The following is a 23,234-nucleotide window of genomic DNA, read 5'->3' as shown; positions in this document are numbered from 1 at the left end:
CGCGGATGAACGAAAACGAGCTGCCTGCATTCTGGCCCGCCCAGGGAAATCTCCATGATGGGCGGGTTTTTGTCCTGAAAGAGGATGTGATTTTTACCGTGCTGGCGCAGGAGGGCGGGATCTCCTGGATGAATGCGCGACATCCCCATTCTGGCGGCTCCTTTATCATTGCCACCGCGGTCAGCGACGAAGAGGAAGAGCGGGCCACCCGGCTGCTCAAAAATGAGTTCGCGTTGCGCGATCACCTGCAGGACAACTGGGCCATCCGCGCCGTGGCCTCCACCCAGTACCGGGGGCGTTTTGCGCTGGTCTATGCGCCGTTTTCGTTTGAGCTGCTGGCGCGACGCGCGGGCAGGGCGATCTCCGGGATCGCGCGGTTTATCGAGCTGTCGATCCAGATCTGCGCGCCGCTGCGCCAGATGCACCTGCAAAACCTGATTCATGGCGATATCAAACCCGGCAATATCTTCGTTCATCACGATGCCACCTGCCGTCTGGGCAGCTTTGGCCTTTCATGCAGTATCTCCGGGGCCTTTTCCCAGACCCGGCTGGCCGTCTCTGGCGGAACGCCCGCCTATATGTCGCCGGAGCACACTACCCGCACACAGCGGGCCGTCGATTGCCGCAGCGATCTCTACAGCCTCGGCATTGTGCTTTATGAGCTTTTGACCGGACGCCTGCCGTTTGAGCTGGGCGCGGACGAGCAGACCAACTGGGCGCATTACCACATTGCTTCTGAGCCACTTTCTCCTGACGTGATGCGTCCGGATGTGCCCGGCATGCTGTCAACCATCATTCTCAAGCTGCTGGAGAAGAATCCCGATAACCGCTACCAGACCGTCGACGGGCTGATTGCCGATCTACGACGCTGTCAGGCAACGTTAACCTCGGAGGGCGAAATCGTCGCCTTTACGCCCGGCCAGCAGGACCGGACGCCGGCGATCCATCTGGCGGACTCTCTCTTTGCGGCGCATCCGCAGGCAAACGACGTGATCGCTGCGTTTGAGCGGGTGGCGCAGAATATGGTTCCGGAGCTGGTGACGATCGGCGGGCCCTCGGGGATCGGTAAATCGTCGATCATTGCGACGGCGCTAAAAACGCTGCAGCAGCGCAAGGTGCTGCTGGCAGTGGGTAAAGTGGATCAGTTCTCCCCGACGTTACCCTACGGTGTATTAAGCTCGGCGTTTCGCACCCTGACGCTGCACCTGCTCGGGCTGCCCGCGGAAGAGGTGGCGAAGTGGAAAATCCGTCTCTCACGCGCCCTGGAGGGGTATGAGGAGCTGGCCGTCAGCCTGGTGCCCGAGCTGGGTCTGCTGCTGGAGAGTAAACCCCGCTTCTCGGCAGATACCTTTTCCATTGATGCCCGGGCGCGCTTCAGCCATATGGTACTGGCGCTGGTGAAGACCTTTGCCTCTCAGGGCTGTCCTTTGGTCTTGCTGCTTGACGATCTCCAGTGGAGCGACGCCGCCAGCCTGCAAACGCTGAAGCACCTGCTGGTGACCTGCGGTGCCATCCCGCTGCTGGTGGTGGTGGCGCACCGGGACATCGCGTCGTTATCCGACCCGACGCTACAGCAGCAGCTCGCGAGCCTGCCGGCGTCGGCGCAAAACACCATCGAGGTTATTCCGCAGTCGCTGACGGTGAAGGCGGTAGCACGCTGGCTGGGCACGCTATTTCGCGTCCGCAGCGCCACGACCACCGATCTCGCCACGCTGATCCACGAGAAAACCGGCGGTAACCCGCTGTTCGTGCATGAGTTTTTCCGCCGCATTGTTGATGACGGTCTGGTGGTCCACAACAAGTACCAGGATAAATGGCAGTACGATCTGCAGGCGATCCGAGCCCGGCATTACACCGAAAACGTCGTCACCCTGGTGCTGGAAAAGCTCGAAGATATGCCCGACGAAACGCGTCGACTGCTGGGCAGCATCGCCTGTCTTGGCGGCACGGGCGAGCTGGAGATGCTGTGCCGGGTGGTCGGGATGTCGGTGGCGGAAATCCGTTACGCGCTGCACCCGGCGGTGATGGCGCAGCTCATTGTGCTGACGGAAAAAGAGTACGCCTTTACCCACGACAGGGTGCAGGAAGCCGCTTTTGCGCTGCTGGACCCGGGTGAAAAAAGCCACCTGCACCTGACCACCGCCAGCCTGCTGGCCGAGGCCGCGCGCCAGGCGGCGGGGAACGAACTGCTGTTCCGCGCCGTGCACCACGTGTCGGCTGCTCTGGACAGCATCCAGCCCGCTCCGCAGCGGCAGATGTTTCGCGAACTCAGCCTGCTGGCCGCACGGCGGGCGAAGCGCACGGGCGATTATCATTCGGCACTGAGCTACATACAGACCGCCAGGGCGTTGGGCAATACCGGGACGGTGTCTGACTTTATGCTCGACATCGAAGAGGCGGGCTGTGAATTTGCGCTCGGCCACCTGGAGCGTACCCGAGAACTGTGTGATTTGATCCTCGGCTGCCCCGGCGGTCTGACCGAAAAAGCGCTGGCGGCTAACCTGCTGGTGGAAGTGTATATCCGAAAGTCCGACAGCCGTCTGGCGCTGGAGGCGGCGCTGTGCTGGCTGGGGATTTTTGGTATCCAGATCAGCCACTACCCGGAAGACAACGAATGCGACGAGGCCTGGGAACAGTTCTGCAACCGCGCGGGTGACGCGCCGCACCCTCTTTTTGTTCAGCTCTCGCAGATGGACAACCCGGAAACCGAAGCGGTGATGAATCTGCTCTACAGTGCCAGCATTTGCGCCAGCTTTATCTGTCCGCGCCTGCACTTTTTGCTGCTCTGCCGCATGATGCACCTGACTCTCGACCACGGTATCACCGGCGCCTCCACCACGGCGATGGCCTGGTTTGGGGTGTTGATTGGTCAACGCTACGCCGAGTATCGCCTTGGGTTCCAGTACGGCACGCTGGCCCGCGAGCTGGTAAACCGTCACGGCTACGATGCCTTTGAAGCCAAAACCCTGCTGCCGCTCGATCAGCTCAGCGTCTGGACCCAGCCGCTGTCGTTCACCATTGAGTGCGCCAAGGCCTGTTTTACCGCCGCCGTCACCCACGGTGATATGACGGTGGCCTGCTTTGCGGCCTGTCACCAGGTGATCAACTTCCTCTCGCGGGGCGATCATCTGGATGGGGTGCTGACCAGCATCGATCGCGGTCTGGCCTTTGTCCGCAAAACCCACTTCCAGGACATCGAAACGATTTTGATGCTCCAGCGCGGCTATGTTGAGTTTCTGCGTACGCCGGTGATCGGCACCTGGAGCGCCGTGCAGGTGCTGCCTGAAGCGATGCTGCCGGCGGCGCCTGAGCAGGCCCCGGAGCAGACCTCGACCATGCTGTTCTGGTACTGGCTGTACCGCGGGATGGCGCACTTTACCTGCGGGGAGTATGCCGCCGCGCAGAGGGAGCTGGAGCAGGCGGGCTGGTTCGCGTGGTCTGCGCCCGGCCATATTCACCTGCTGGATTACCATCTCTACAGCGCCCTGTCGCTTTCCAGACAGCTGACGCCGGAGACCTTCTCGGCGGATCACCGGCGCAGTATTCACGCCCATTACGACAAAATTGCCCTCTGGGCGCGGATTAATCCGGGCACGTTTGCCGACAAAGAGGCACTCATCTACGCCGAAATCGTGCGTCTGGACGGGATGAACAGCATTGCGCTTGAGCAGTATGAGAAAGCGGTGCGCCTCTCGCGGGAGGGCGGTTTTAATCCCCTGAATGCCCTGGCCCACGAGCTGGCAGGGCGCTTTGCCCTTGCCTGCGGCTACCCGACGGCATCGGACGCCCACTTCCGTGGGGCGATCGCCGCCTGGGGTCGCGCCGGCGCACAGGCAAAAGTGCGCCAGCTTGAGCAGGATTTCCCGCATCTTCTGAGCTCCGCGCAGGCCAGCGCCTACGACACGGTGGCCTTCGCACAGAATGAAGTGATCCGCGATCTGCAAAGCGTGATCAAGGCGTCACGCGCGCTGTCTGAAGAAATTAACCTTGAGCGGTTGATCGAAAACCTGATGACGCTGCTGCTTGAACGGGCCGGGGCGCAGCGCGGCCTGCTGCTGCGCGTGAGCGACAACCATATTCCGGAGATCGAGGCCAGCGCGTGGACCAGTACCGACGGCGTGCGGGTGCGGATCGTGAAAGAGGTCCCGATGGCGACCGATATGCCGCTGTCGGTGCTGGCGGCGGTGATCCGCACCGGGCAGGAGATCCGCACCGGCAAGCCGGAAGAGTTCCACCCCTTCAGTCAGGATCCTTATCTTGTGACCTCGGGGGCGGCCGTGATGTGCGTCCCAATGTTCAAACAGGCGCGGCTGGTGGGCGTGCTCTACCTCGAAAACCGTCTGATGCCGGAGGTCTTTACCGCCGAGCACTCCCGCGTGGTGAGCCTGCTGGGGGCGCAGGCGGCGGTCTCGCTGGAGACGGCACGTCTTTATGCCGAACTGCTGGCGGAAAACATCCAGCGTCGCCGCGTGGAGAAAGAGCTGCGATCCAGCCAGACCTCGCTGATGCTGGGCGAGCAAATCAGCCACACCGGCAGCTGGCGCTGGGAGCTGGAGCAGGATCTGATGTTTATCTCTGAGGAGTACGCCCGCATCCTCGGCCTGCCTGAACAGCAAAAAATGATCTCGATGGCCGAGTTTCTGACCTTTGTGCATCAGGACGATTACGCCCGGATCAGCGCCATTGTCACCCAAAGCGTAGGTGAAGGGCTCTCCATGCGGGCGGAGTTCCGCATCAACCGTACCGATGGCTCAATCCGCTATATTCTCGGCATTGGCGATCCGGTGGGCGTGGGCAGCGAGGTGAATGAGTATTACGGCATCATCACCGACATCACCAGCCAGCGTGCGGCGGAGGATGCGATGCGGGTGGCGCAGGCAGATCTGGCGCGCGTTTCCCGGGCCACCACCGTCGGGCAACTGACCTCCTCCATCGCCCATGAGATCAACCAGCCGCTGATGTCGATCGTCTCCAACGCCGGGGCGAGCCTGCGCTGGCTCAGCCGGGAGCCTGCCCGGCTGGATAAAGTGCGGGAAGGGCTGGAGGAGATCGCCGCTGAAGGCGCGCGGGCGGGGGAGATCATCCGCAGCATTCAGACTCTGACGCGTAAGCAGGATCCAACCTTCTCACGCATCGATCTGCACTACCTGATCCACCATATCATCGCACTCTCGCGCAGCGAGCTTGAGCAGCGACACATTAGCGTTGATTATCTGTTGAAGGCCAGTGACAGCTTTATCACCGGCGATAGCGTGCAGATCCAGCAGGTATTGCTCAACCTGGTGATGAATGCAGTAGAGGCGATGGCCGAGGTGAAAGATCGCCCTTGCACCATCACCATTACCACCAGCAACGCGGAAGGGAGAGTGCTGGTTGAGATAGCCGATACCGGCAGCGGCATTGAGCCTGAGCGGCTGGAGAAGATTTTTGACTCGTTCTATTCCACCAAAGTGCAGGGCATGGGGATGGGGCTGACCATCAGTGCCAGCATCATTGAGCGGCACTGCGGGAAACTGAGCGCGCGCCGCCGGGAGCCGCACGGCACCGTCTTTGCCTTTGCGCTGCCGCTTGCGGCACAGGAAGGGTAACGGTTACTCCGTCGGCAGACTTTTGCTCAGGCGTTCCACGACCCTGACCAGCTCTGCCACGGAGCGCACCTGCATCTTCTCCATCACGCGGCGGCGATGGACTTTCACCGTGATTTCGCTGACGCCCAGCTCGGCGGCAATCTGCTTGTTCAGCATGCCGCTAATCGCCAGCTGGAGCACTTCATGTTCGCGCGGGGTGAGGGACATATGGCGCTGCTTCAGAGCATAGTGCTCTTTATTGCGTGCGGCGTTGTTTTCCGCCAGCCGGAGCGCGGATTCAATGGCGTCGATAAGCGCGGTGGATTCAACCGGTTTGGTCAGAAACTCGTAGGCTCCGCCTTTGATGGCGCGAACCGACATGGGAATGGTACCGTGGCCGGTGAGAAAAATAATCGGGATCTCGCGTCCGCTGTCCCTGAGGGCATCAGCAACCTCGAAACCGGAGATGGTGGGCATTTGCATATCGAGGATCACGCATGAGGGCAGGTCCTCGAAGCGGTGCTGAAGAAACGCTTCTGCCGAGGAAAATCCGATGGCCTGTAAGCCTGCCGATTCCAGCAACCCGGCGACCGAGTGCCTGACGGCGTCATCGTCATCAACCACATACACAATGTGTTCCATTCACCGCCCCGGTGTGTGATCAGCAAAATTTGAGAGTAAAAACAGTCCCTTTCGATGGAAAGAGACGGTTTGCCATGCTCATTTATACTAACACATTAGCGACCATTATCATTTAACAATATGATAATGATATGAATATGAAGTGTAATCAAAATGTGGCCAGGTGGTGAGTGACGAAGCGCTGTTTTTATGCACCAACAAGCTCAATCCGGTTACCGTCGGGGTCGGCAATCACCGCCTCATAAAATCCGTCTCCCGTCATGCGCGGCGCGCTGAGCAGCGTGCCGTTTGCCCGTGCCGTCTCCGCCATGCTGTCCACCGTGGCTTTGCTGCCAACGTGCAGGGCGATATGCGCCCAGCCGATAAATTCCGGGTGGGCAGGCGCGTCGGGCAGGTCCGGAATGGTCATCAGCTCAATCGTCGGCCCCTCGTCCAGGGTAATAAAATGGGATTCAAAGCCCGGACGATTTTTACTGACGTAGCGTGCGTTGCTGCGGCCATTAAACACCGTTTCCCAGAACTGAACCTGCGCGTCCAGGCTGCGGGTCCAGAGTGCGACATGTGCAATATTCATTGTAACCCTCGTTGTTTGTGTTGCGCGGTTATGCAACATTATGCGCATTGATACTCGATTAGAATTCTTAAAGGACTTTCAGTGCTCGATTATGCAGCTTTTCCTGAACAGCGACAAGAGCGGATCCGCCAGATCCTTCAGAAGAGCGGAAGGGTGGTCTGTACCGAGCTGGCGAGCCAGATGAACGTATCCGAGCACACGATTCGCCGTGATTTACATGAACTTAGCAAAGAGGGCTATTGCAAAAAGGTCTACGGCGGCGCGGTGCTTCAGCTTCCGGATGCGGGTAATTTTTTAAGCCGCGAGCAGAAAATAAGTGCAGAAAAGCACACAATCGCGCATAAAGCAGCAACGCTGGTTCAGGCGGGCGGGTGCATTTTTATCGACGCGGGGACAACAAACCTGGCGCTGGCGAAAGCCCTCCCGGCGGATCTCCACGTCACGGTGGTGACCAACTCCCCGGCCATCGCAACGGAGCTGCTGCGCCATCCCCTGTGCGAGGTGATCATCACCGGCGGGCAGATCCAGCGGGCATCCGGCGGGTCGGTGGGCGCCACGGCCGCTGGTCAGATCCAGGGGATTATCTTCGATCAGGCCTTTATTGGCGGCTGCGCGATGGATCCGCAGATGGGGCTCACTGGCTTTGACTTTGCCGACTGCGAATTCAAAAAAGCGGTTATCGCCCAGAGCAACCAGACCATCGTGGCCCTGACGGCAGATAAACTTCCCGGCGTGGCGCGCTTTGTGGTGGCGACGTGCCAGAACATCGATATGCTGGTGGTGGAAGAGGCGATGGCGCAGGACCTTGTCGACGCGTTTGCGGCACAGGACATTCGCATTGTGTGCGCCTGAGGACTTTCACGGGTAAAACAGGCTACACTCTGGTTTTGAGCGCTAAATGCTGAGGACATAACAATGCACTACACACTGAAAGACGGCGACAAGGATAAAGCGGAAGGGACACAGGGCGCACTGCAGCAAAAGCTGCTGGAATCCCGCTCGATTGTTATCTCCGGTGAAATCAACCAGGCGCTGGCTGAGAAAGTCATCACCCAGCTGATCCTGCTGCAAAGCGTGAGCAACGATCCGATCAAACTGTACATCAACAGCCAGGGCGGTCACGTGGAAGCCGGTGATACCATTCACGACTTCATCAAGTTCATCCGCCCGGACGTGCACGTGATCGGCACTGGTTGGGTGGCGAGCGCCGGGATCACCATCTTCCTGGCGGCGAAAAAAGAACATCGCTACTCGCTGCCAAACACCCGCTTTATGATCCACCAGCCGCTGGGCGGCGTGCGCGGTCAGGCGACGGATATTGAGATTGAAGCGCGCGAGATCATCCGCATGCTGGATCGCGTGAACAAGCTGATCGCTGATGCCACCGGCCAGCCGCTGGAAAAAGTGAAAAAAGATACCGATCGCAACTTCTGGATGTCTCCTGCAGAAGCGCTGGATTACGGCATTGTGGGTAAACTGATTACCCATTATGACGATCTGAAGCTGGATTAAGTTTTTATCGCCGTGTACGTGTCGGGTGGCGGCTACGCCTTACCCGACCTACGCGTGCTGGTTTGACCCATGACAAGTTCCCCCTCTGCCTTCTTGCCTATAATCGCGCCTGTTTCCCCTCTCACTGGTGCTATCCATGGCGTATCAACTGAACCTGAACTGGCCGGAATTTCTTGAGAAATACTGGCAAAAACAACCCGTTGTGCTGAAAAATGCCTTTCCGAATTTTGTCGACCCGATTACCCCGGACGAGCTGGCAGGTCTGGCGATGGAGCCGGAGGTCGACAGCCGTCTGGTGAGCCATTGCAACGGAAAATGGCAGGCCAGCAATGGTCCGTTTGAGCACTTCGACGGTCTGGGCGAAAGCGGCTGGTCGCTGCTGGCGCAGGCGGTAAACCACTGGCATATGCCGGCGGCGGAGCTGGTGCGCCCGTTCCGCGTGTTGCCGGACTGGCGTCTGGATGATCTCATGATCTCCTTCTCCGTGCCGGGCGGCGGCGTGGGGCCGCATATCGATCAGTACGATGTGTTCATCATTCAGGGGATGGGCAGCCGTCGCTGGCGCGTGGGTGACAAGCTGCCGATGCGTCAGTTCTGCCCGCATCCGGCGCTGCTGCATGTGGATCCGTTTGAACCGATCATCGACGAAGATCTGGCCCCGGGCGATATTCTCTACATTCCACCAGGATTCCCGCACGACGGCTTCACCCATGAAACCGCGCTGAACTACTCTGTGGGTTTCCGTGGGCCAAACGGCCGGGATCTGATCAGCAGCTTTGCCGATTACGCCCTGGAAAACGATCTGGGCGGGGAGCATTACAGCGATCCGGATCTGACCTGTCGCGAACACCCTGGGCGCATTGAGCAGTACGAGCTCGATCGCATTCGCCAGATGATGATCGACATGATCGGTAAGCCTGAGGATTTCACAAAATGGTTCGGCAGCTTTGTCTCCACGCCGCGTCACGAGCTGGATATTGCCGCCGCCGAGCCGCCGTATGCGCCGGAAGAGGTGCTGGACGCGCTGCAGGGGGGTGAGAGGTTGTCTCGCCTGAGCGGCCTGCGCGTGCTGAATATCAACGGCAGTTTCTTTATCAATAGCGAACAGCTGGAGACGGTAGACGCGAAGGCGGCGGATGCGCTGTGCCGCTACACCGAGCTGGGTCAGGCCGAGCTGGGCGATGCGCTGAACAACCCGGCGTTTGTCGAGGAGCTCACCGGGCTGATTAACCAGGGGTACTGGTACTTCGACGAGTAGTGCTGTACGGTTTTTTCCCTCTCCCTGTGGGAGAGGGCCGGGGTGAGGGCATCAGGCCGCACTAGCCCTCCTCCATCGCAATCACAATCGCTTCACCCATCTTCTTCAGCGCCTCGCGATGTTTCTCCGTCGGCGGTAGCGCCACGTTAATCCGCAGGCAGTTGCGGTACTTTCCGGAGGCGGAAAACAGCGACCCGGCCGCGGCCTGGATCTTCAGGCGACACAGCTGCTTGCTTACGCACACCATATCGACCTTCTCCGGCAGCTCCACCCACAGTAAAAAACTGCCCTGCGGGCGCGTCACGCATATGTCTGCCGGAAAATACTGCCGTACCCAGCAGGTATAGGTTTCCATATTCTGCTGATAAATCTGGCGCATACGTCGCACGTGGCGATGATAATGGCCGTCGCGGATAAACGCCGCCACCGCCATCTGCGTGCCCGGCACGTTAAACCCACCCGCGGCGTATTTCATGTGCATCACCCGGTCGTAGTAGCGTCCCGGCACAATCCAGCCGACGCGTAACCCCGGCGCCACGGTTTTGGTAAACGAGCTGCAGAGGATCACGCGGCCATCAATATCCATGGAGTGAATGGTCCGCGGGCGCGGGTATTCCGCCGCCAGCTCGCCGTAGATATCATCCTCAACGATCACGATATCGTGCCGCTGGGCCAGGGCCAGCACCTGCTTCTTACGCGACTCCGGCATGATAAACCCAAGCGGATTATTGCAGTTGGGCACCAGGATCACCGCTTTGATGGGCCACTGCTCCAGTGCCAGCTCCAGTGCCTCAATGCTGATCCCGGTTTGCGAATCGGTCGGAATTTCTATCGCCTTGATGTCAAACCCGCGCAGCATCTGCATGGTGCCGTGGAACGACGGCGACTCGACCGCCACAATGTCTCCTGGTTTACAGACCGACAGCAGGGCGATGGAGAGCGCGCCGTGGCAGCCGTTGGTGATCACAATCTCGTTCGCCGCCACGGTGGAGCCCCCGTCGAGCATCAGCCGGGCGATCTGCTCGCGCAGTTCCAGACGGCCGTCGAGTACGTCATAGCTCAGCATTTCGGCGGGATTGTGCTGTGCGATGCGGCTCATCTCACGCCACAGGGGCTTCAGGCTCGGCTGGTTAACGTCTGGCGAACCGCCGCCAAAGGAGATCATCTCTTTGTCGGCGCGGGCATCCAGCAGCATCATCACCTCATCCCACTGGGTGACGTCCACCGGGCGCTGCACCGGACGCGTCATGGCCGGCACCGGCGGCTGGGCCTTGCGCTTAGACACAAAATAGCCGGAGCGCGGCTGGGGGGTGATGAGCTGCAGGTTTTCGAGGATCTGATAGGCCTGCTGTATGGTGCTGATGCTCACGCCGTGCTCCTGGCTCAGCGCACGTACCGACGGCAGACGTTCACCGCTGCGATACAGCCCTTGTTCAATGCGTTCTGCCAGTAGATTGGCCAGATGTTGGTAGCGCGTCATGCTGTATCCTTTGTTGTCACCATACAGATTACAAAACCAGTACAGATTGCCGCAAAAAATGGCATGCAGATACTGTTTTAGCGAATCTGTATGTTAAACAAAAGTTGTTTTTGAGTCTGTATTGCTAAAGCCGTTTTCCACGATCATAGCCCCACTGACACGGTGAGGAGAGCATCATGGAATACTACGAAAATCGTTCAAAACGTCCGTTTATCGCGTTTGTGTGGGTAGCGAAAACGCTGCGTAACTGGTATCGCGTCAACCGTACCCGCCGCATTCTGAGCCAGATGAGCGACGAGCAGCTCAAGGACGTTGGATTGTCCCGCAATGATATTTAAACCGTAAGCCGGGTAAGGCGCAGCCGCCACCCGGCAATGCTCAGCTGAACAGTTCAAGCGTCTGCTGTTTCGGCCTTTCCAGCAGTTCAACCGCCTCCTGATATGACCGCACGTTGTTATAGCCCATCACCAGCCCGTAGCGCTTCCCGGACCCGCGATACCACTCTGAAAGGGCATTCACCTGCAGCTGCTGTTCCTGCCAGCAGCGCGCCACCTCCCGATCGTTGCTGCCTTTTGCCAGAAACGCCACGATATGCATTCCGCCGTCGTTTTGCTCGGTGAAAAACAGATCGCCATACACCTCACGCAGGGCGGCAATCATCCACTCCCGGCGGGTCTGGTACAGCGTGCGCATCTTCTTGAGATGACGGAAAAAATGTCCTTCGTTGAGAAAGGTCGTGAGGATTTTTTGCGTCAGTACCGGCTGGCCGCTGGCGACGATGTCGGCGCAGTCGGTAAACGCCTCAACCGTGCTGGCGGGCATCACGATGTAGCCCATGCGTAAGGACGGCATAATGGTTTTGCTGAAGGTGCCCATAAAGATCACCCGGTCATGGTGGTCGAGGCTTTTCAGCGACGGCAGCACCTTGCGGGTGTAGTGAAATTCCCCGTCATAGTCATCCTCAATGATCCACGCCTCATTCTGGCTCGCCCAGTCGAGAAGCTGCTGTTTACGCGGCAGCGAGAGTGTCACCGCCAGCGGGCTCTGGTGCGACGGGGTGACGATGGCAAAACGGGCGTCGCGGTGATGGCGCAACAGGTACTCCGTGTCGATACCGCTGCGATCGACCGGTACGGTGTGCAGACGCGGGACGATCCGCTTAAGCAACTGCTGGCCCATAAAATAGCCCGGATCTTCAAACACCACTTTGTCGCTGCGACTGGCGAGCGTATCAAGGATCAGGCGCAGGCTGCCGCTGTAGCCGCTGGTGATCGCGACCTGTTCGGCGGTACACGAAAGCCCACGCGAGATATTCAGATAGCGGGCAATAGCCTGGCGCAGCGGATACCAGCCCAGAACCGGCGGGTTGAGCATCTCTTCCGGACGCATGGAACGCGTCGCCTGACCTGCCAGCAGCAGCCATTTTTTATAGGGAAAGCTGTCGAGAGAGGGAATGCCGGGGCGCAGAAAACCTGCCCGTTCACGTTGGCTGATAAGCGAGGCCGGGAGCGTACCGGTGGTCTGTTCCGTTGGCGCTGGCGTCGCCGGCAGCAAGAGATCCGGATTGACCCGCGTGCCGCGTGCGCCCTGGCTCACCAGATAACCTTCGCCGATCAGAATGGCATACGCCGTTTCGACGGTTTTGCGCGCCACTTTCAGCTCTTCGGCCAGTACGCGGATGGCGGGCACCTTATCGCCAGGCTTCAGCATGCCGCGGGTAATATTGTCGCGATAGCGGGTATAAATGTCGTGATAGCCCGGCTTCATGTCCTACCTCATTTCACGCTTTTTGTACCTTTTTACTATGTCATTATCCGCGTAGATTGTCCTCATCGCATGACACATACCGTGTAAATAAGAGGAAAGACAATGAGCACTCGCGTAAACCACCATAAAGCCACCCCTGCCCTTGCCAACGCGCTGTCCGCCCTGAGCATGGAAGTAGCGAAAACCTCCATCGACCCGGCGCTGAAGCACCTGATCGACATTCGCGTTTCACAGCTGAACGGCTGTACCTTCTGCCTGGACATGCACTCGAAAGAGGCCAAAATTGCCGGTGAGCGCGAACTGCGCCTCTACCATCTGGCGGCCTGGCGTGAGTCGCCGCTGTTCAGCGCCCGCGAGAAAGCGGCGCTGGCCTTCACTGAAGCGCTGACCCAGATTGGCGTTCACGGAGTGAGCGACGCGCTGTACCGCAGCGTGGCGGAACACTTTTCGGACGTGGAGATTTCGGAGCTGAACTTCGCCATCGTGGCGATCAACGCCTGGAACCGTTTAGGTATCACCTCGCGCATGGCGCCCGGCTCGCTGGACGCGGCTTACGGCCTGAACAAGGCTAACCTGGAATAATCCCGCGCTCGCGGATCATCGCCACCAGTGCCCGCAACCCCGGCGGGACGTGGCGATGGCCCGGATAGTAAAGACGCAGCCCGGCAAACGGCTGCGTCCAGTCGTTTAACACGCTCACCAGTTCCCCGCTTATCAGCTCATCCCGGATATAGAGTTCCGGCAAAAAGCCAATCCCCAGACCCGCTTTGACCGCGCGGATCGAGGCAAAAAGATCGGATGTCGCAAAACGCGGCGGCACGGCCAGGGCATACTCTTCTCCCCGGCGGGCGAGCTCCCAGCGGTAGATCCCGCCGTGGGCCATGCGCATCCCGATCCCCTGATGCAGCAGCAGATCCTCCGGCGTGTACGGGATACCGTGGCGGGCAAAGTAGTCCGGTGTGGCGGTCACGAGCTGGCGGATCTCACCGGTCAGCGGCACGGCGATCATGTCCTGCGGCACCGCCTCTTCAAGGCGGATCCCGGCGTCGTAGCCTTCGGCGACGATATCGATCATCCGTGCCTCGCTCACCGTTTCAACACGCATTTTCGGGTAGCGGATCATAAAGTCGATCAGCAGCTGGTCCAGAAACAGGGTGCCAATATTGTTCGGCACGTTCAGGCGCAGGGTGCCTGCGGGTTCGCCGGTGTCGCTGTGGATCTCTTCCCCGGCCTGACGTATTTCCTGAAGCGCCGGGCCGATGCGCGCCACATAACGCTGCCCGGCGTCGGTGAGCGCCACGCTGCGGGTAGTGCGGTTAAAAAGACGCGTCTCGAGGCGGCTCTCCAGCCCGGCGATGGCATTGCTCACCGCCGTGGCGGACATGCCCAGCTCAAGGGCCGCACCGCGAAAACTGCCGCGTCGTACCACCGCCATCACCACTTCCAGCTCTGTTAACCCTGAACGATGCATAGATTATCCTGAAAATCGGAATAACCCTTGCAGCATAGCGTGGATTATCGCAACAGAGAAGCCGTGCCAGACTGTGCTCACACAGCCTGAGGAGGTTTATATGCACCACATCGAACAGATTTTTATCAACGGCGAGTTTGTTACCCCGCATGGCACCGAGCGTTTTGATTTATACAACCCGGCGACGGCACAGGTCATAGGGCAGGTGCGTCTGGCAGATGAGGTCGACGCTGAACGCGCCATTGCGGCAGCCAAAGCCGCTTTTCCGGCGTGGTCGCAGACCACAAAACAGGAACGCATCGTCGCGCTGAAACGCATGCATGCCGCTGTTGCCGCCCGTCATGACGAACTGCTGGAGGCGATTATCGAAGAGTACGGCGCACCGGCCGCGCGCTCGGCGTGGATGGCCAGTTATCCGGCCGATGTCATAGCCCAGGCGATTGAGGCCCTGGAGGCGTTTGAATTTTCATTTTCAGCGGGGGCGGCATCGGTGCAGATGACGCCGCTAGGCGTTGCGGGCCTGATCACGCCGTGGAACAGCGATGCGGGGTTTATCTGCGGCAAACTGGCGGCGGCGCTCGCGGCGGGCTGCACGGCGGTGATCAAGCCCAGTGAAATGAGCGCCCTGCAAACGCAGATTATCACCGGGGCGCTGCGTGATGCCGCATTGCCACCGGGCGTGTTTAATATCGTGACGGGGCGGGGTGATACGGTTGGCGAGACCATTAGCCGTCACCCGGACGTGGCGAAAATCTCGTTCACGGGGTCGACGAATACCGGCAAAGCGATTCTGCGTAACGCAGCGGAGAGTTTTAAGCGCGTCACGCTGGAGTTAGGCGGTAAATCGCCGACGATTTTGCTGGATGATGTCGATCTGGCCCAGGCGATCCCGCTGGTGATTCAGGCCGGATTTATGAACAGCGGCCAGGCGTGCGTGGCCGGCACCCGTATTCTGGTGCCGCAGTCGCGCAAGGCCGAGATGGAAACCGTCCTCGCGCAGGCGGTGGCGGCGGTGAAATCGGGCGATCCGCGCGATAGCGCGACAGAGATTGGCCCGATGGTCAGCGAAAAGCAGTGGCTGCGGGTACAGGGGTATATTCGCAAAGGGCTCGACGAAGGCGCGCGACTGCTGGCGGGGGGAGAAGGACGCCCCGAAGGCACGCGAGACGGCTGGTTTGTGCGCCCGACGCTGTTTACTGATGTGAACAACCAGATGACCATCGCGCGTGAGGAAATTTTTGGCCCGGTGCTGTGCATTATTCCTTATCAGGACGAAGCGGAGGCTGTCGCGATGGCCAACGATACCGAGTACGGCCTGAGCGCGATGGTGCTGGGGCGTGATACCGGGCGTGCGCGTCGCGTGGCGCAGCAGATTATTTCTGGCCGCGTGCTGGTGAACACCCTCGCGCATGAGCCAAAAGCGCCGTTTGGCGGGTTTAAACATTCCGGGATGGGGCGTGAGATGGGGGAATGGGGGATCGGGGCGTTTATGGAGCCGAAGTCGATTGTGGGTTAAACCCTGCCCGGTGGCGCTACGCTTACCGGGCCTACAAAAACCGTAGGCCGGATAAGCGCAGCGCCATCCGGCACAACACTTCGCTCCATACCGAAGCATCCTTGTAATCTGTCCTGCATTCTCTCCACACCATCACAACGGAGAGACCTTCATGATCGCAGTCATTTTCGAAGCCAACGCCGCGCCGGCGCATCAGGCGCGCTACCTGCAGCTCGCGGCCGAACTTAAACCCCTGCTGGCAGATGTTGACGGTTTTATCGATATCGAACGTTTCCAGAGCCTGACCACCGACGGCAAAATTCTCTCGCTCTCCTGGTGGCGGGACGAAGAGGCTATCCGCAACTGGAAGCAGAACGTCTTTCATCAGGCCGCGCAGGCCGAGGGGCGGGAGTCGATTTTTACCTACTACCGCATTCGGGTGGCACAGCTGGTGCGGGAATACAGCGCCGAAAACGGAGGGCACGCGGATGTATGATGTTCATGTGATTTTTAACGATACGCCGGGTGAACTGGCGCGCTTTGGTCAACTGTTGGGCAGTAAGGGGATTGGGCTGGAAGGCGGTGGCGTATTCGGCGTTGAGGCACATTTTCTGGTGGAAGACGGCGAAAAAGCCCGCCATGTTCTGCTTGAGGCCGGATTTAACCTGAAAGCGGTTCGTCGGCCCATCATCAGAAAACTGCGGCAGGAACGCCCCGGCGAGCTGGGGGAGATAGCTGCCGCACTGGCGGCTCGCGGGGTGTCTATTCTTACCCAGTACAGCGACCACGCGAATCACCTCATTCTGCTGACGGATAATGATAAGCTGGCCGCAGCGATCACCGAATCCTGGGCAACCTATGTTAAAGACGAGCTTACCGCCAGATAACAGCGCGGCGCTGGAGCAGGCCATTGCCGCAGTGGCAGCCGCAATGGCCGATCCGTCGCGCGTGAAAATGCTTTGTGCGCTGATGGACGGACGGGCGTTGACGGCCACCGAGCTGAGCGCGGCGGCGGATGTGGCACCGTCTACCGCCAGCGGGCACCTTGCGCGGCTGCTGGACGGAAAGCTCATTACCTGCCTGTCGCAGGGGCGCCATCGCTATTATCGCCTGGCAGGGCATGACGTAGCGGAGCTGGTCGAGCAGATGATGGGGCTGTCGTGGCACCGTATTTCCCCGCCGGAAACCAGCGCGCCAAAAGCCCTGCGTGAAGCCCGCACCTGCTACGACCATCTGGCGGGCGCGGTGGCGGTGCAGATCTACGATTTCATGCAGGCCGAGAGTTGGCTGGAGCCAGACGGTTCGGCACTGACCCTGTATGGCCGGGAGCAGTTCCTGAAACTCGGTATTCCGTTAAGCACGCATCCCCGCCGAAAGGCCTGTTGCGCCTGTCTGGACTGGAGCGAGCGGCGGTTTCATCTGGGCGGCGAAGCCGGTGCGGCGCTGCTCATGCATCTGGAAAGCAAGGGCTGGATCCAGCGGGTAGCGGGGTATCGGGAGGTGGTGCTTACGGCTTCGGGGAAGGGGGCCATTACCCGACATTTTAGCCGCTAAACTCCGCTGCGGGCTGTACCCTCACCCAAACCCTCTCCTGCCGGGCTGAGGGTTCCCCAGTAATTTTTTAACCATAAGCGATAACGCTGCTCTCAGAATGACTGAGAGCATTCAGCGATGCCCAGGTCCGGCTGTAAATCGCTGAGGCGTTTCCTGCAGGCCGGGGCGAGGCGCATGGATGCGCCGAGAGGGCGGCTTTACAGGGACGTTACATCCGCCCGTCCCCGATAAGCCGGAAGGAATAAGCCGAAGGCACCGCGAAGCGGCGATTTACCGCCGGGAGCCCGGGTCGCCAGGGTGGTGGCGATTGAGCCGCCCTGGCACGTTCACAAGTCATGCCGTTACAGAGTAGCAAGGAACATAAAGTGAACGGAATTACCTCTATAGCCATATGTTCCCCCTCACCCCAACCCTCTCCCTCTGTACGGTCCGGGGACATAGTGAACACTTGTTCGGGGACATGGTAGACACTTACAACTAAGGCATAAGAACCCGTTTATGGAGTCGCTTATGCCCTGGGATGCGAGAGATACCATGTCATTACGTACCGAGTTTGTTTTGTTCGCCTCGCAGGACGGGGCGAACATCCGTTCCCTCTGCCGTCGCTTCGGCATTTCACCTGCCACCGGCTACAAGTGGCTTCGTCGCTGGATGGAGGAAGGTTCCTCCGGCCTTCAGGACCGCCCGCGCATACCGCACCATTCCCCGAACCGCTCATCTGACGACATCACTGCCCTGCTGCGTATGGCCCATGACCGCCATGAACGCTGGGGCGCACGCAAGATAAAGCGCTGGCTGGAAGACCAGGGGCACCGTATGCCCGCCTTCAGCACCGTTCATAACCTGATGGCCCGTCACGGCCTGCTGCCGGGCACTTCACCGGGCATTCCCGCCACGGGACGGTTCGAACATGACGCGCCGAACCGGCTCTGGCAGATGGATTTTAAGGGCCACTTTCCCTTTGGCGGTGGCCGCTGCCATCCGCTCACCCTGCTGGATGACCACTCCCGTTTTTCCCTGTGCCTGGCGCACTGTAGCGATGAACGGCGTGAGACCGTGCAGCAACAACTGGTCAGCGTGTTTGAACGCTACGGCCTGCCGGACAGGATGACGATGGACAACGGCGCCCCGTGGGGAGACACCACCGGCACCTGGACGGCGCTCGAGCTGTGGCTGATGCGCCATGGTATCCGGGTGGGACACTCCCGGCCGTATCATCCGCAGACGCAGGGCAAGCTGGAGCGTTTTCACCGCAGCCTGAAGACGGAGGTGCTGCAGGGTAAATGGTTCGCGAGTGAGGGCGAACTGCAGCGCGCCTTCGACCACTGGCGGACGGTCTATAACCTTGAACGCCCGCATGAGGCGCTGGATATGGCGGTACCGGGCTCGCGGTATCAGCCGTCATCGCGACGGTACAGCGGCAACACAACGCCCCCGGAATACGACGAGGGCGTGATGGTCAGGAAAGTGGATATCAGCGGAAAGCTGAGCGTGAAAGGGGTAAGTCTGAGCGCAGGCAAGGCGTTCAGGGGAGAACGGGTCGGGCTGAAGGAGATGCAGGAAGACGGCCGCTACGAGGTGTGGTGGTACAGCACAAAAGTGGGGGTGATCGACCTGAAGAAAAAGTCGATCACCATGGGTAAAGGATGTTAAAAAGTGTTCACCATGTCCCCGAACACCTGTCTACCATGTCCCCGGACCGTACACCCTCAAGGGAGAGGGGGCCTCCGTGCAGGCATTATTTATGGGGATCCCTCAGCCCGCCGGGAGAGGGAGATATCCTTTCACAATTCCTGCGCTTTTGCCTCTCGTTTCTTGATACTTACCCTGATAACTATTATCTTGACGACGTGTTTCGAGAGGTCCCCCCATGAGTGAAGAACAACTGTTTTGCCGCAGGCCGATGGGCATGCGGATGGCGATGATCGTGCGTCAGTGGCGCGCCGTTATTGACGACGCCATTCTCGATACCGGGTTAACTCAGTCGAGCTGGACGGTAATGATGCAGCTTCATCAACTGGGGGATAACGTCTCGGTGAGTGAGCTGGCGGAGGTGCAGGGCATTGAACTGCCCCCGCTGATGCGCACCCTGACACAGCTGGAAAAGCAGGGATACCTGCTGCGCACCGTATCGCCTTATGACAAGCGCATCCGGCTTCTGACGCTGACGCCTGAGGGAAAAGCCATACTAAAAAGGCTCACCCAGGTGATTGAGACGTACCAGACGCGCGTATCGCAAAACATCGCGCCTGAGCATATCGAGATTTTCAGCGCCACCTTGAATCAAATCGCCTGCAATTTGCGGACAATCCGCGAAGAAGATAACAAGACCGAAAAATAATGACTCCTGAACAAAAGTTTGCCCGCTGGGTAAGGGTGAGTATTGCCTCTTTCCTGCTGATGTTTGTCTACTTTGTCGTCGCCGATATCTGGATCCCGCTGACGCCGGACTCCACCTTGATGCGCGTGGTGACGCCGGTTTCTCCGCGCGTCTCCGGGTATGTAGCGGCCGTACACGTGCACAACAACAGCCAGGTGAAGCGGGGCGACCTGCTGTTTGAGCTGGATGACACGCCGTTTCGCAATAAAGTGGAAGCGGCGCAAATCGCGCTTGAGCAGGCACGTCTGTCCAATGAACAGCTGGACGCGCAGATCGCCGCCGCCCAGGCCAGCCTGAAAACCGCCGTGCTGACCGCGCGTAACGACAAAGTGACCTTTGACCGCTACCAGAAGCTGAGCACGTTACAGAACGTCTCGCAGGCGGATCTGGATAAGGTCCGTACCACCTGGCAGAGCAGCGAGCAGTCCGTGAGCTCGATTCAGGCGAACATCCATAACCTGCGCATCCAGCGCGGCGAGCGGGAAGAGCACCGCAACGTGACGCTGCAAAAATACCGTAACGCACTGGATGAGGCGGAGCTGAACCTCGGCTGGACGAAAGTTTACGCCCAGGCGGACGGCACGGTCAGCAACCTGCAACTAAGCCCCGGGTTTTATGCCTCGTCCGGCTCGGCCGCGCTGGCGCTGGTGAATAACCAGACCGATATTGTGGCGGATTTTCGTGAGAAGAGTCTGCGTCACACCCGTCAGGGGACCGATGCCGCCGTGGTGTTTGACGCCTTTCCGGGCCAGGTTTTCCGCGCCCACGTGACCAGCAGTGATGCGGGGATCCTTGCCGGACAGGAGGCGGTGAGCGGCGAACTGTCCGCCCCGGAAACGTCCAACCGTTGGGTGCGCGATGCCCAGCGAATGCGTATTCACGTGGCGCTGGATGAGGCGCTGCCGAAGCCGCTCCCGACCGGTGCTCGCGCCACCGTGCAGCTCTACAACAGCGAAGGGCCGTTTGCGCGCTTCTTCTCCGGGATGCAAATCCACCTGGTGAGCCTGCTCCACTATGTCTATTAGCACCCTGGCGCGGGTCTTTACCCCGCACGGCAACATCGTTTACACGGCCAATGACTTCCGCCAGACCCTGCGCATCGTCTTCGCCGGGATGATCGCCCTGAGCATTTCGAGTTTCTACAACACCAGCTACGGCGTATTTTTCGTAGTCTACCCGATCATGCTCCTTTCGCTGGTGCCAGTATTTAACCGCCACGTGGCGAAGCAGTTTATCTTCAGCGCGTCGCTGAACTGCGTCGAAATGGTGATTATCATCGGCTATTTATCGCAATGGCCGGTCATTATGACGCTGGTGGTATTTGCCCTGTACGTGATGCGTTTTCGTTTTATGAGCAAGGGGCCGCTGTTCCTGTTCGGCTCAATGGGCGTGGTATGCCAGAGCGTGATGCTCAACTTTATGAGCTACCCCACCACCAACTGGCACACGCTTTTGTTCTCCAACATCGAAGCGAGCGTAATGGCGGTGTGTCTGAGCGCGTTGATGAACTACCTGCTGCCGGATGTTGAGCCGCGTAGGCCCCCGCCGCTGATCGAAAAAGACGCCGCCCGGGTTCGCCATGAGTCGCTGCTCTCCGGCACCGTCGCGACGATGATTTTCGTCGTTTTTCAGATGAGCGATTTGAGCGATTCACTCTCGGCGCTGATGGCGGGGATTTTGATTCTGTTCCCGATGCACTATCGTGGCGCGGTGATGAGTTCTATCTGGCGCGTGGTCGGCGTGGTGCTGGGCTGTCTCTATATTCTGGTCGTCCAGCTTATCCTCTACGATCACAGCAGCCATATGTTGCTGATGATGCCGCTGATCGGACTCGGTCTGGCGTTTGGCGCGCGCCTGCATGTGATGGAGAAAGTCGGTGCCGGAGTGGGGTTTTCCAGTATTACCACCATCGGCATTATGTTCGGGCAGAACATGCACCCGGACAGCGACCTTGTGTTCAGCGATCTGTATCGCATCACGTCCGTCACTTTTTCGCTGGTGGCGACGCTGACGATGGTTTTTCTGGTGCACTTGATCCTCAATCGCTTTGAGGCGACGCGCTACGTCATTGCGCCGCCCAAAGCGGATTAATGCGTAAGCACAGTGGGCAACTGCGAGAGTAAAAACAGGATCAGACCAATCGTCCCGCCCACCAGCGTGCCGTTGACGCGGATAAACTGCAAATCTTTGCCGATATTAAGCTCGATCTGGCGGGACATGTCTTTGGCATCCCAGCTTTTGACCGTGTCGCTGATATGGCGAGTGAGAAACACAGCGAAATCCGGTGCCACGCGGTGCGCCGCCTGCTCCAGGTGCTCGTTCAGCGATGCCCGCAGGCTGGCGTCAGCGAGCAGCGTTTCGCCAAACCACAGCCCGGCGTTAGCGATGCGCTGCTTCACGCGTGAATCCTCACGTTTCATATCCGCTTTCAGCCACTGACGCAGGTCGGCCCACATTTCACCCAGATAGCGGTTAAACGCGTCATCGTTCTTCAGGTAGTGCTTGATGTTCTCTGCCTTCGCGGCCATCTCCGGATCGTTTTTCAGGTTGTCGATAAACTTCAGCGTGGCGCGGTCAAACGCCTGGCGGATCTGGTGCGTGCGGTCGTGGCTGATATCGTCCAGCAGGGTATTCACCGCGTTCGACACCATCTCCGCGCTCTGGTCGCCCAGCCACTCGGTGGGCAGCACCATCGCCTTGCGCGGATGCTCGGTCTTGAGCCAGTGGACAATCTGGTCGGCAATAAATTCCCGCGTGCTGTCCCGCTGGATAAGCGTAATCAGCCGGTTGATGATGGCGTCCAGCAGTGCCTGATGACGATTGTTACGGGTCATGCTCTCCAGCATCACCGCGCTGGTTTCGGTGAAGTCCACCTTGTCGATGGCCTTATGCACCGCCCGTTTGAGCAGGCGCTGAATGCGCCCGTCATCGGTCAGCTCCAGAAAACCGCCCATCACCTGCATCAGATGCAACCCGACACGCTGGGCATTGTCGGGCTTGCTGAACCAACTGCCAATCATCTGCGCCGGTTCATAGCGGCGGATCAGCGCCACCAGCGACTGGGTATCGAGAAACTTCTCCTGCACGAACTGGCCGAGATTATCGCCAATCCGGTCTTTATTGCGCGGGATAATCGCCGTATGGCGCGAGATAAACGGAATGGGCACCCGGCGAAACAGCGCGACGACCGCAAACCAGTCTGCCAGCGCGCCAACCATCGCCGCCTCGGCAATGGCCTTCACGCCGCGCACCCAGAAGGTTTGCGGCAGAAACAGGGTGGTGATAAACGCCGCGACGGCAATCAGCAGCAGCGACAGCGCCAGCAGCTTGGCGCGTTTGAGTTCAGCGATTTTTTCCATGGGTTAAGGATAGAGGTAAGTGAACCAAAAATGCAAAGCTGGTGTTAAGGGGGGAAGATGTATTCATTGAGTAAACAGACCGCTATTATATTAAAAATATATGCATTGGAATTATTTATTATTAATTTTTCTATGTTTTTTGTGCTCCTCTATTCTCAGATGTAAGATTTTGTGA

The 23,234-nt window shown here is 59.2% G+C and carries 20 protein-coding genes; 14 read left to right on the top strand and 6 right to left on the bottom strand.

The annotated features are described in order from the left end of the window. Positions 1-5: 5 nt before the first annotated feature. Entirely contained in the window at positions 6-5,588 is a 5,583-nt protein-coding gene (locus NQ842_RS21310) for an ATP-binding protein (protein WP_257256290.1), read from the top strand. A 3-nt stretch (positions 5,589-5,591) separates the two neighbouring features. Here the strand turns inward: NQ842_RS21310 and NQ842_RS21305 are convergent, their stop codons facing one another. Next, a complete protein-coding gene (locus NQ842_RS21305; protein WP_257256289.1) occupies positions 5,592-6,209 on the bottom strand; it encodes a response regulator transcription factor in 618 nt (205 codons plus the stop codon). A gap of 187 nt (positions 6,210-6,396) precedes the next feature. Next, a complete protein-coding gene (locus NQ842_RS21300; protein ID WP_232943446.1) occupies positions 6,397-6,783 on the bottom strand; it encodes a VOC family protein in 387 nt (128 codons plus the stop codon). Between the two features lie 81 nt (positions 6,784-6,864). Between NQ842_RS21300 and NQ842_RS21295 the strand changes: the two genes are divergently transcribed. The 3 genes from NQ842_RS21295 (at position 6,865) to NQ842_RS21285 (ending at position 9,553) form a co-directional block, all read left to right on the top strand. Then, the gene (locus NQ842_RS21295) at positions 6,865-7,635 is read left to right on the top strand and encodes a DeoR/GlpR family DNA-binding transcription regulator (RefSeq protein ID WP_192544971.1); all 771 of its coding nucleotides are present in this window, start codon (positions 6,865-6,867) and stop codon (positions 7,633-7,635) included. A 63-nt stretch (positions 7,636-7,698) separates the two neighbouring features. Continuing rightward, positions 7,699-8,295 carry an ATP-dependent Clp protease proteolytic subunit gene (locus NQ842_RS21290; protein ID WP_014830505.1) on the top strand — a complete coding sequence of 199 codons (597 nt, stop codon included), beginning with the start codon at positions 7,699-7,701 and terminating at the stop codon, positions 8,293-8,295. A gap of 136 nt (positions 8,296-8,431) precedes the next feature. Beyond that, a complete protein-coding gene (locus tag NQ842_RS21285; RefSeq protein WP_046887650.1) occupies positions 8,432-9,553 on the top strand; it encodes a cupin domain-containing protein in 1,122 nt (373 codons plus the stop codon). A gap of 61 nt (positions 9,554-9,614) precedes the next feature. On the opposite strand, the gene NQ842_RS21280 is transcribed toward NQ842_RS21285, so the two are convergent. Next, positions 9,615-11,033: a PLP-dependent aminotransferase family protein gene (locus NQ842_RS21280; RefSeq protein ID WP_046887651.1), complete on the bottom strand. Its 1,419-nt coding sequence runs from the start codon at positions 11,031-11,033 to the stop codon at positions 9,615-9,617. 176 nt (positions 11,034-11,209) lie between these two features. Between NQ842_RS21280 and NQ842_RS21275 the strand changes: the two genes are divergently transcribed. Continuing rightward, on the top strand, positions 11,210-11,371 hold the full coding sequence (locus NQ842_RS21275; RefSeq protein ID WP_046887652.1) for a DUF1127 domain-containing protein: 162 nt from the start codon (positions 11,210-11,212) through the stop codon (positions 11,369-11,371). A gap of 40 nt (positions 11,372-11,411) precedes the next feature. On the opposite strand, the gene NQ842_RS21270 is transcribed toward NQ842_RS21275, so the two are convergent. Continuing rightward, positions 11,412-12,800 (bottom strand): PLP-dependent aminotransferase family protein, encoded by a 1,389-nt coding sequence (locus NQ842_RS21270; RefSeq protein ID WP_257256288.1) that lies wholly within the window; start codon positions 12,798-12,800, stop codon positions 11,412-11,414. 102 nt (positions 12,801-12,902) lie between these two features. Here NQ842_RS21270 and NQ842_RS21265 point away from each other — a divergent pair, with 102 nt between their 5' ends. Continuing rightward, positions 12,903-13,382 (top strand): carboxymuconolactone decarboxylase family protein, encoded by a 480-nt coding sequence (locus tag NQ842_RS21265; protein ID WP_008501331.1) that lies wholly within the window; start codon positions 12,903-12,905, stop codon positions 13,380-13,382. Here NQ842_RS21265 and NQ842_RS21260 read toward each other — a convergent pair. After that, on the bottom strand, positions 13,369-14,271 hold the full coding sequence (locus NQ842_RS21260; protein ID WP_063427504.1) for a LysR family transcriptional regulator: 903 nt from the start codon (positions 14,269-14,271) through the stop codon (positions 13,369-13,371). The two genes, NQ842_RS21265 and NQ842_RS21260, sit on opposite strands and share 14 nt — an antisense overlap. Positions 14,272-14,371: 100 nt before the next feature. On the opposite strand from NQ842_RS21260, the gene NQ842_RS21255 reads away from it, so the two are divergent. The 8 genes from NQ842_RS21255 (at position 14,372) to NQ842_RS21220 (ending at position 21,791) form a co-directional block, all read left to right on the top strand. Then, positions 14,372-15,787 (top strand): aldehyde dehydrogenase family protein, encoded by a 1,416-nt coding sequence (locus NQ842_RS21255; protein WP_257256287.1) that lies wholly within the window; start codon positions 14,372-14,374, stop codon positions 15,785-15,787. 151 nt (positions 15,788-15,938) lie between these two features. Continuing rightward, positions 15,939-16,262, top strand: coding sequence for an antibiotic biosynthesis monooxygenase (locus NQ842_RS21250; protein ID WP_014830513.1), 324 nt, complete (start codon positions 15,939-15,941; stop codon positions 16,260-16,262). Then, positions 16,255-16,653: a hypothetical protein gene (locus NQ842_RS21245; protein WP_014830514.1), complete on the top strand. Its 399-nt coding sequence runs from the start codon at positions 16,255-16,257 to the stop codon at positions 16,651-16,653. Before NQ842_RS21250 ends, NQ842_RS21245 begins: the two co-directional genes overlap by 8 nt. Further along, complete coding sequence (locus NQ842_RS21240; RefSeq protein WP_257256286.1) at positions 16,625-17,320, top strand: helix-turn-helix transcriptional regulator; 696 nt, start codon at positions 16,625-16,627, stop codon at positions 17,318-17,320. The genes NQ842_RS21245 and NQ842_RS21240 overlap by 29 nt, the downstream gene beginning before the upstream one ends. Before the next feature lie 498 nt (positions 17,321-17,818). Then, entirely contained in the window at positions 17,819-18,973 is a 1,155-nt protein-coding gene (locus tag NQ842_RS21235) for an IS481 family transposase (protein WP_373371034.1), read from the top strand. A gap of 217 nt (positions 18,974-19,190) precedes the next feature. Continuing rightward, positions 19,191-19,661: a MarR family winged helix-turn-helix transcriptional regulator gene (locus NQ842_RS21230; protein ID WP_013095432.1), complete on the top strand. Its 471-nt coding sequence runs from the start codon at positions 19,191-19,193 to the stop codon at positions 19,659-19,661. Continuing rightward, on the top strand, positions 19,658-20,725 hold the full coding sequence (locus NQ842_RS21225) for an HlyD family secretion protein (RefSeq protein WP_257256945.1): 1,068 nt from the start codon (positions 19,658-19,660) through the stop codon (positions 20,723-20,725). The genes NQ842_RS21230 and NQ842_RS21225 overlap by 4 nt, the downstream gene beginning before the upstream one ends. Then, positions 20,715-21,791: a DUF2955 domain-containing protein gene (locus tag NQ842_RS21220; RefSeq protein WP_014830517.1), complete on the top strand. Its 1,077-nt coding sequence runs from the start codon at positions 20,715-20,717 to the stop codon at positions 21,789-21,791. The genes NQ842_RS21225 and NQ842_RS21220 overlap by 11 nt, the downstream gene beginning before the upstream one ends. Here the strand turns inward: NQ842_RS21220 and NQ842_RS21215 are convergent. Then, a complete protein-coding gene (locus tag NQ842_RS21215) occupies positions 21,788-23,059 on the bottom strand; it encodes a DUF445 domain-containing protein (RefSeq protein ID WP_248042406.1) in 1,272 nt (423 codons plus the stop codon). The genes NQ842_RS21220 and NQ842_RS21215 overlap by 4 nt on opposite strands. Positions 23,060-23,234 lie beyond the last annotated feature (175 nt).

Origin of the sequence: Enterobacter cloacae complex sp. R_G8, from assembly GCF_024599795.1 — a bacterium.
Taxonomy (GTDB): Bacteria; Pseudomonadota; Gammaproteobacteria; order Enterobacterales; family Enterobacteriaceae; genus Enterobacter; species Enterobacter dissolvens.
This window is presented reverse-complemented; position numbering and strand designations above follow the sequence as displayed.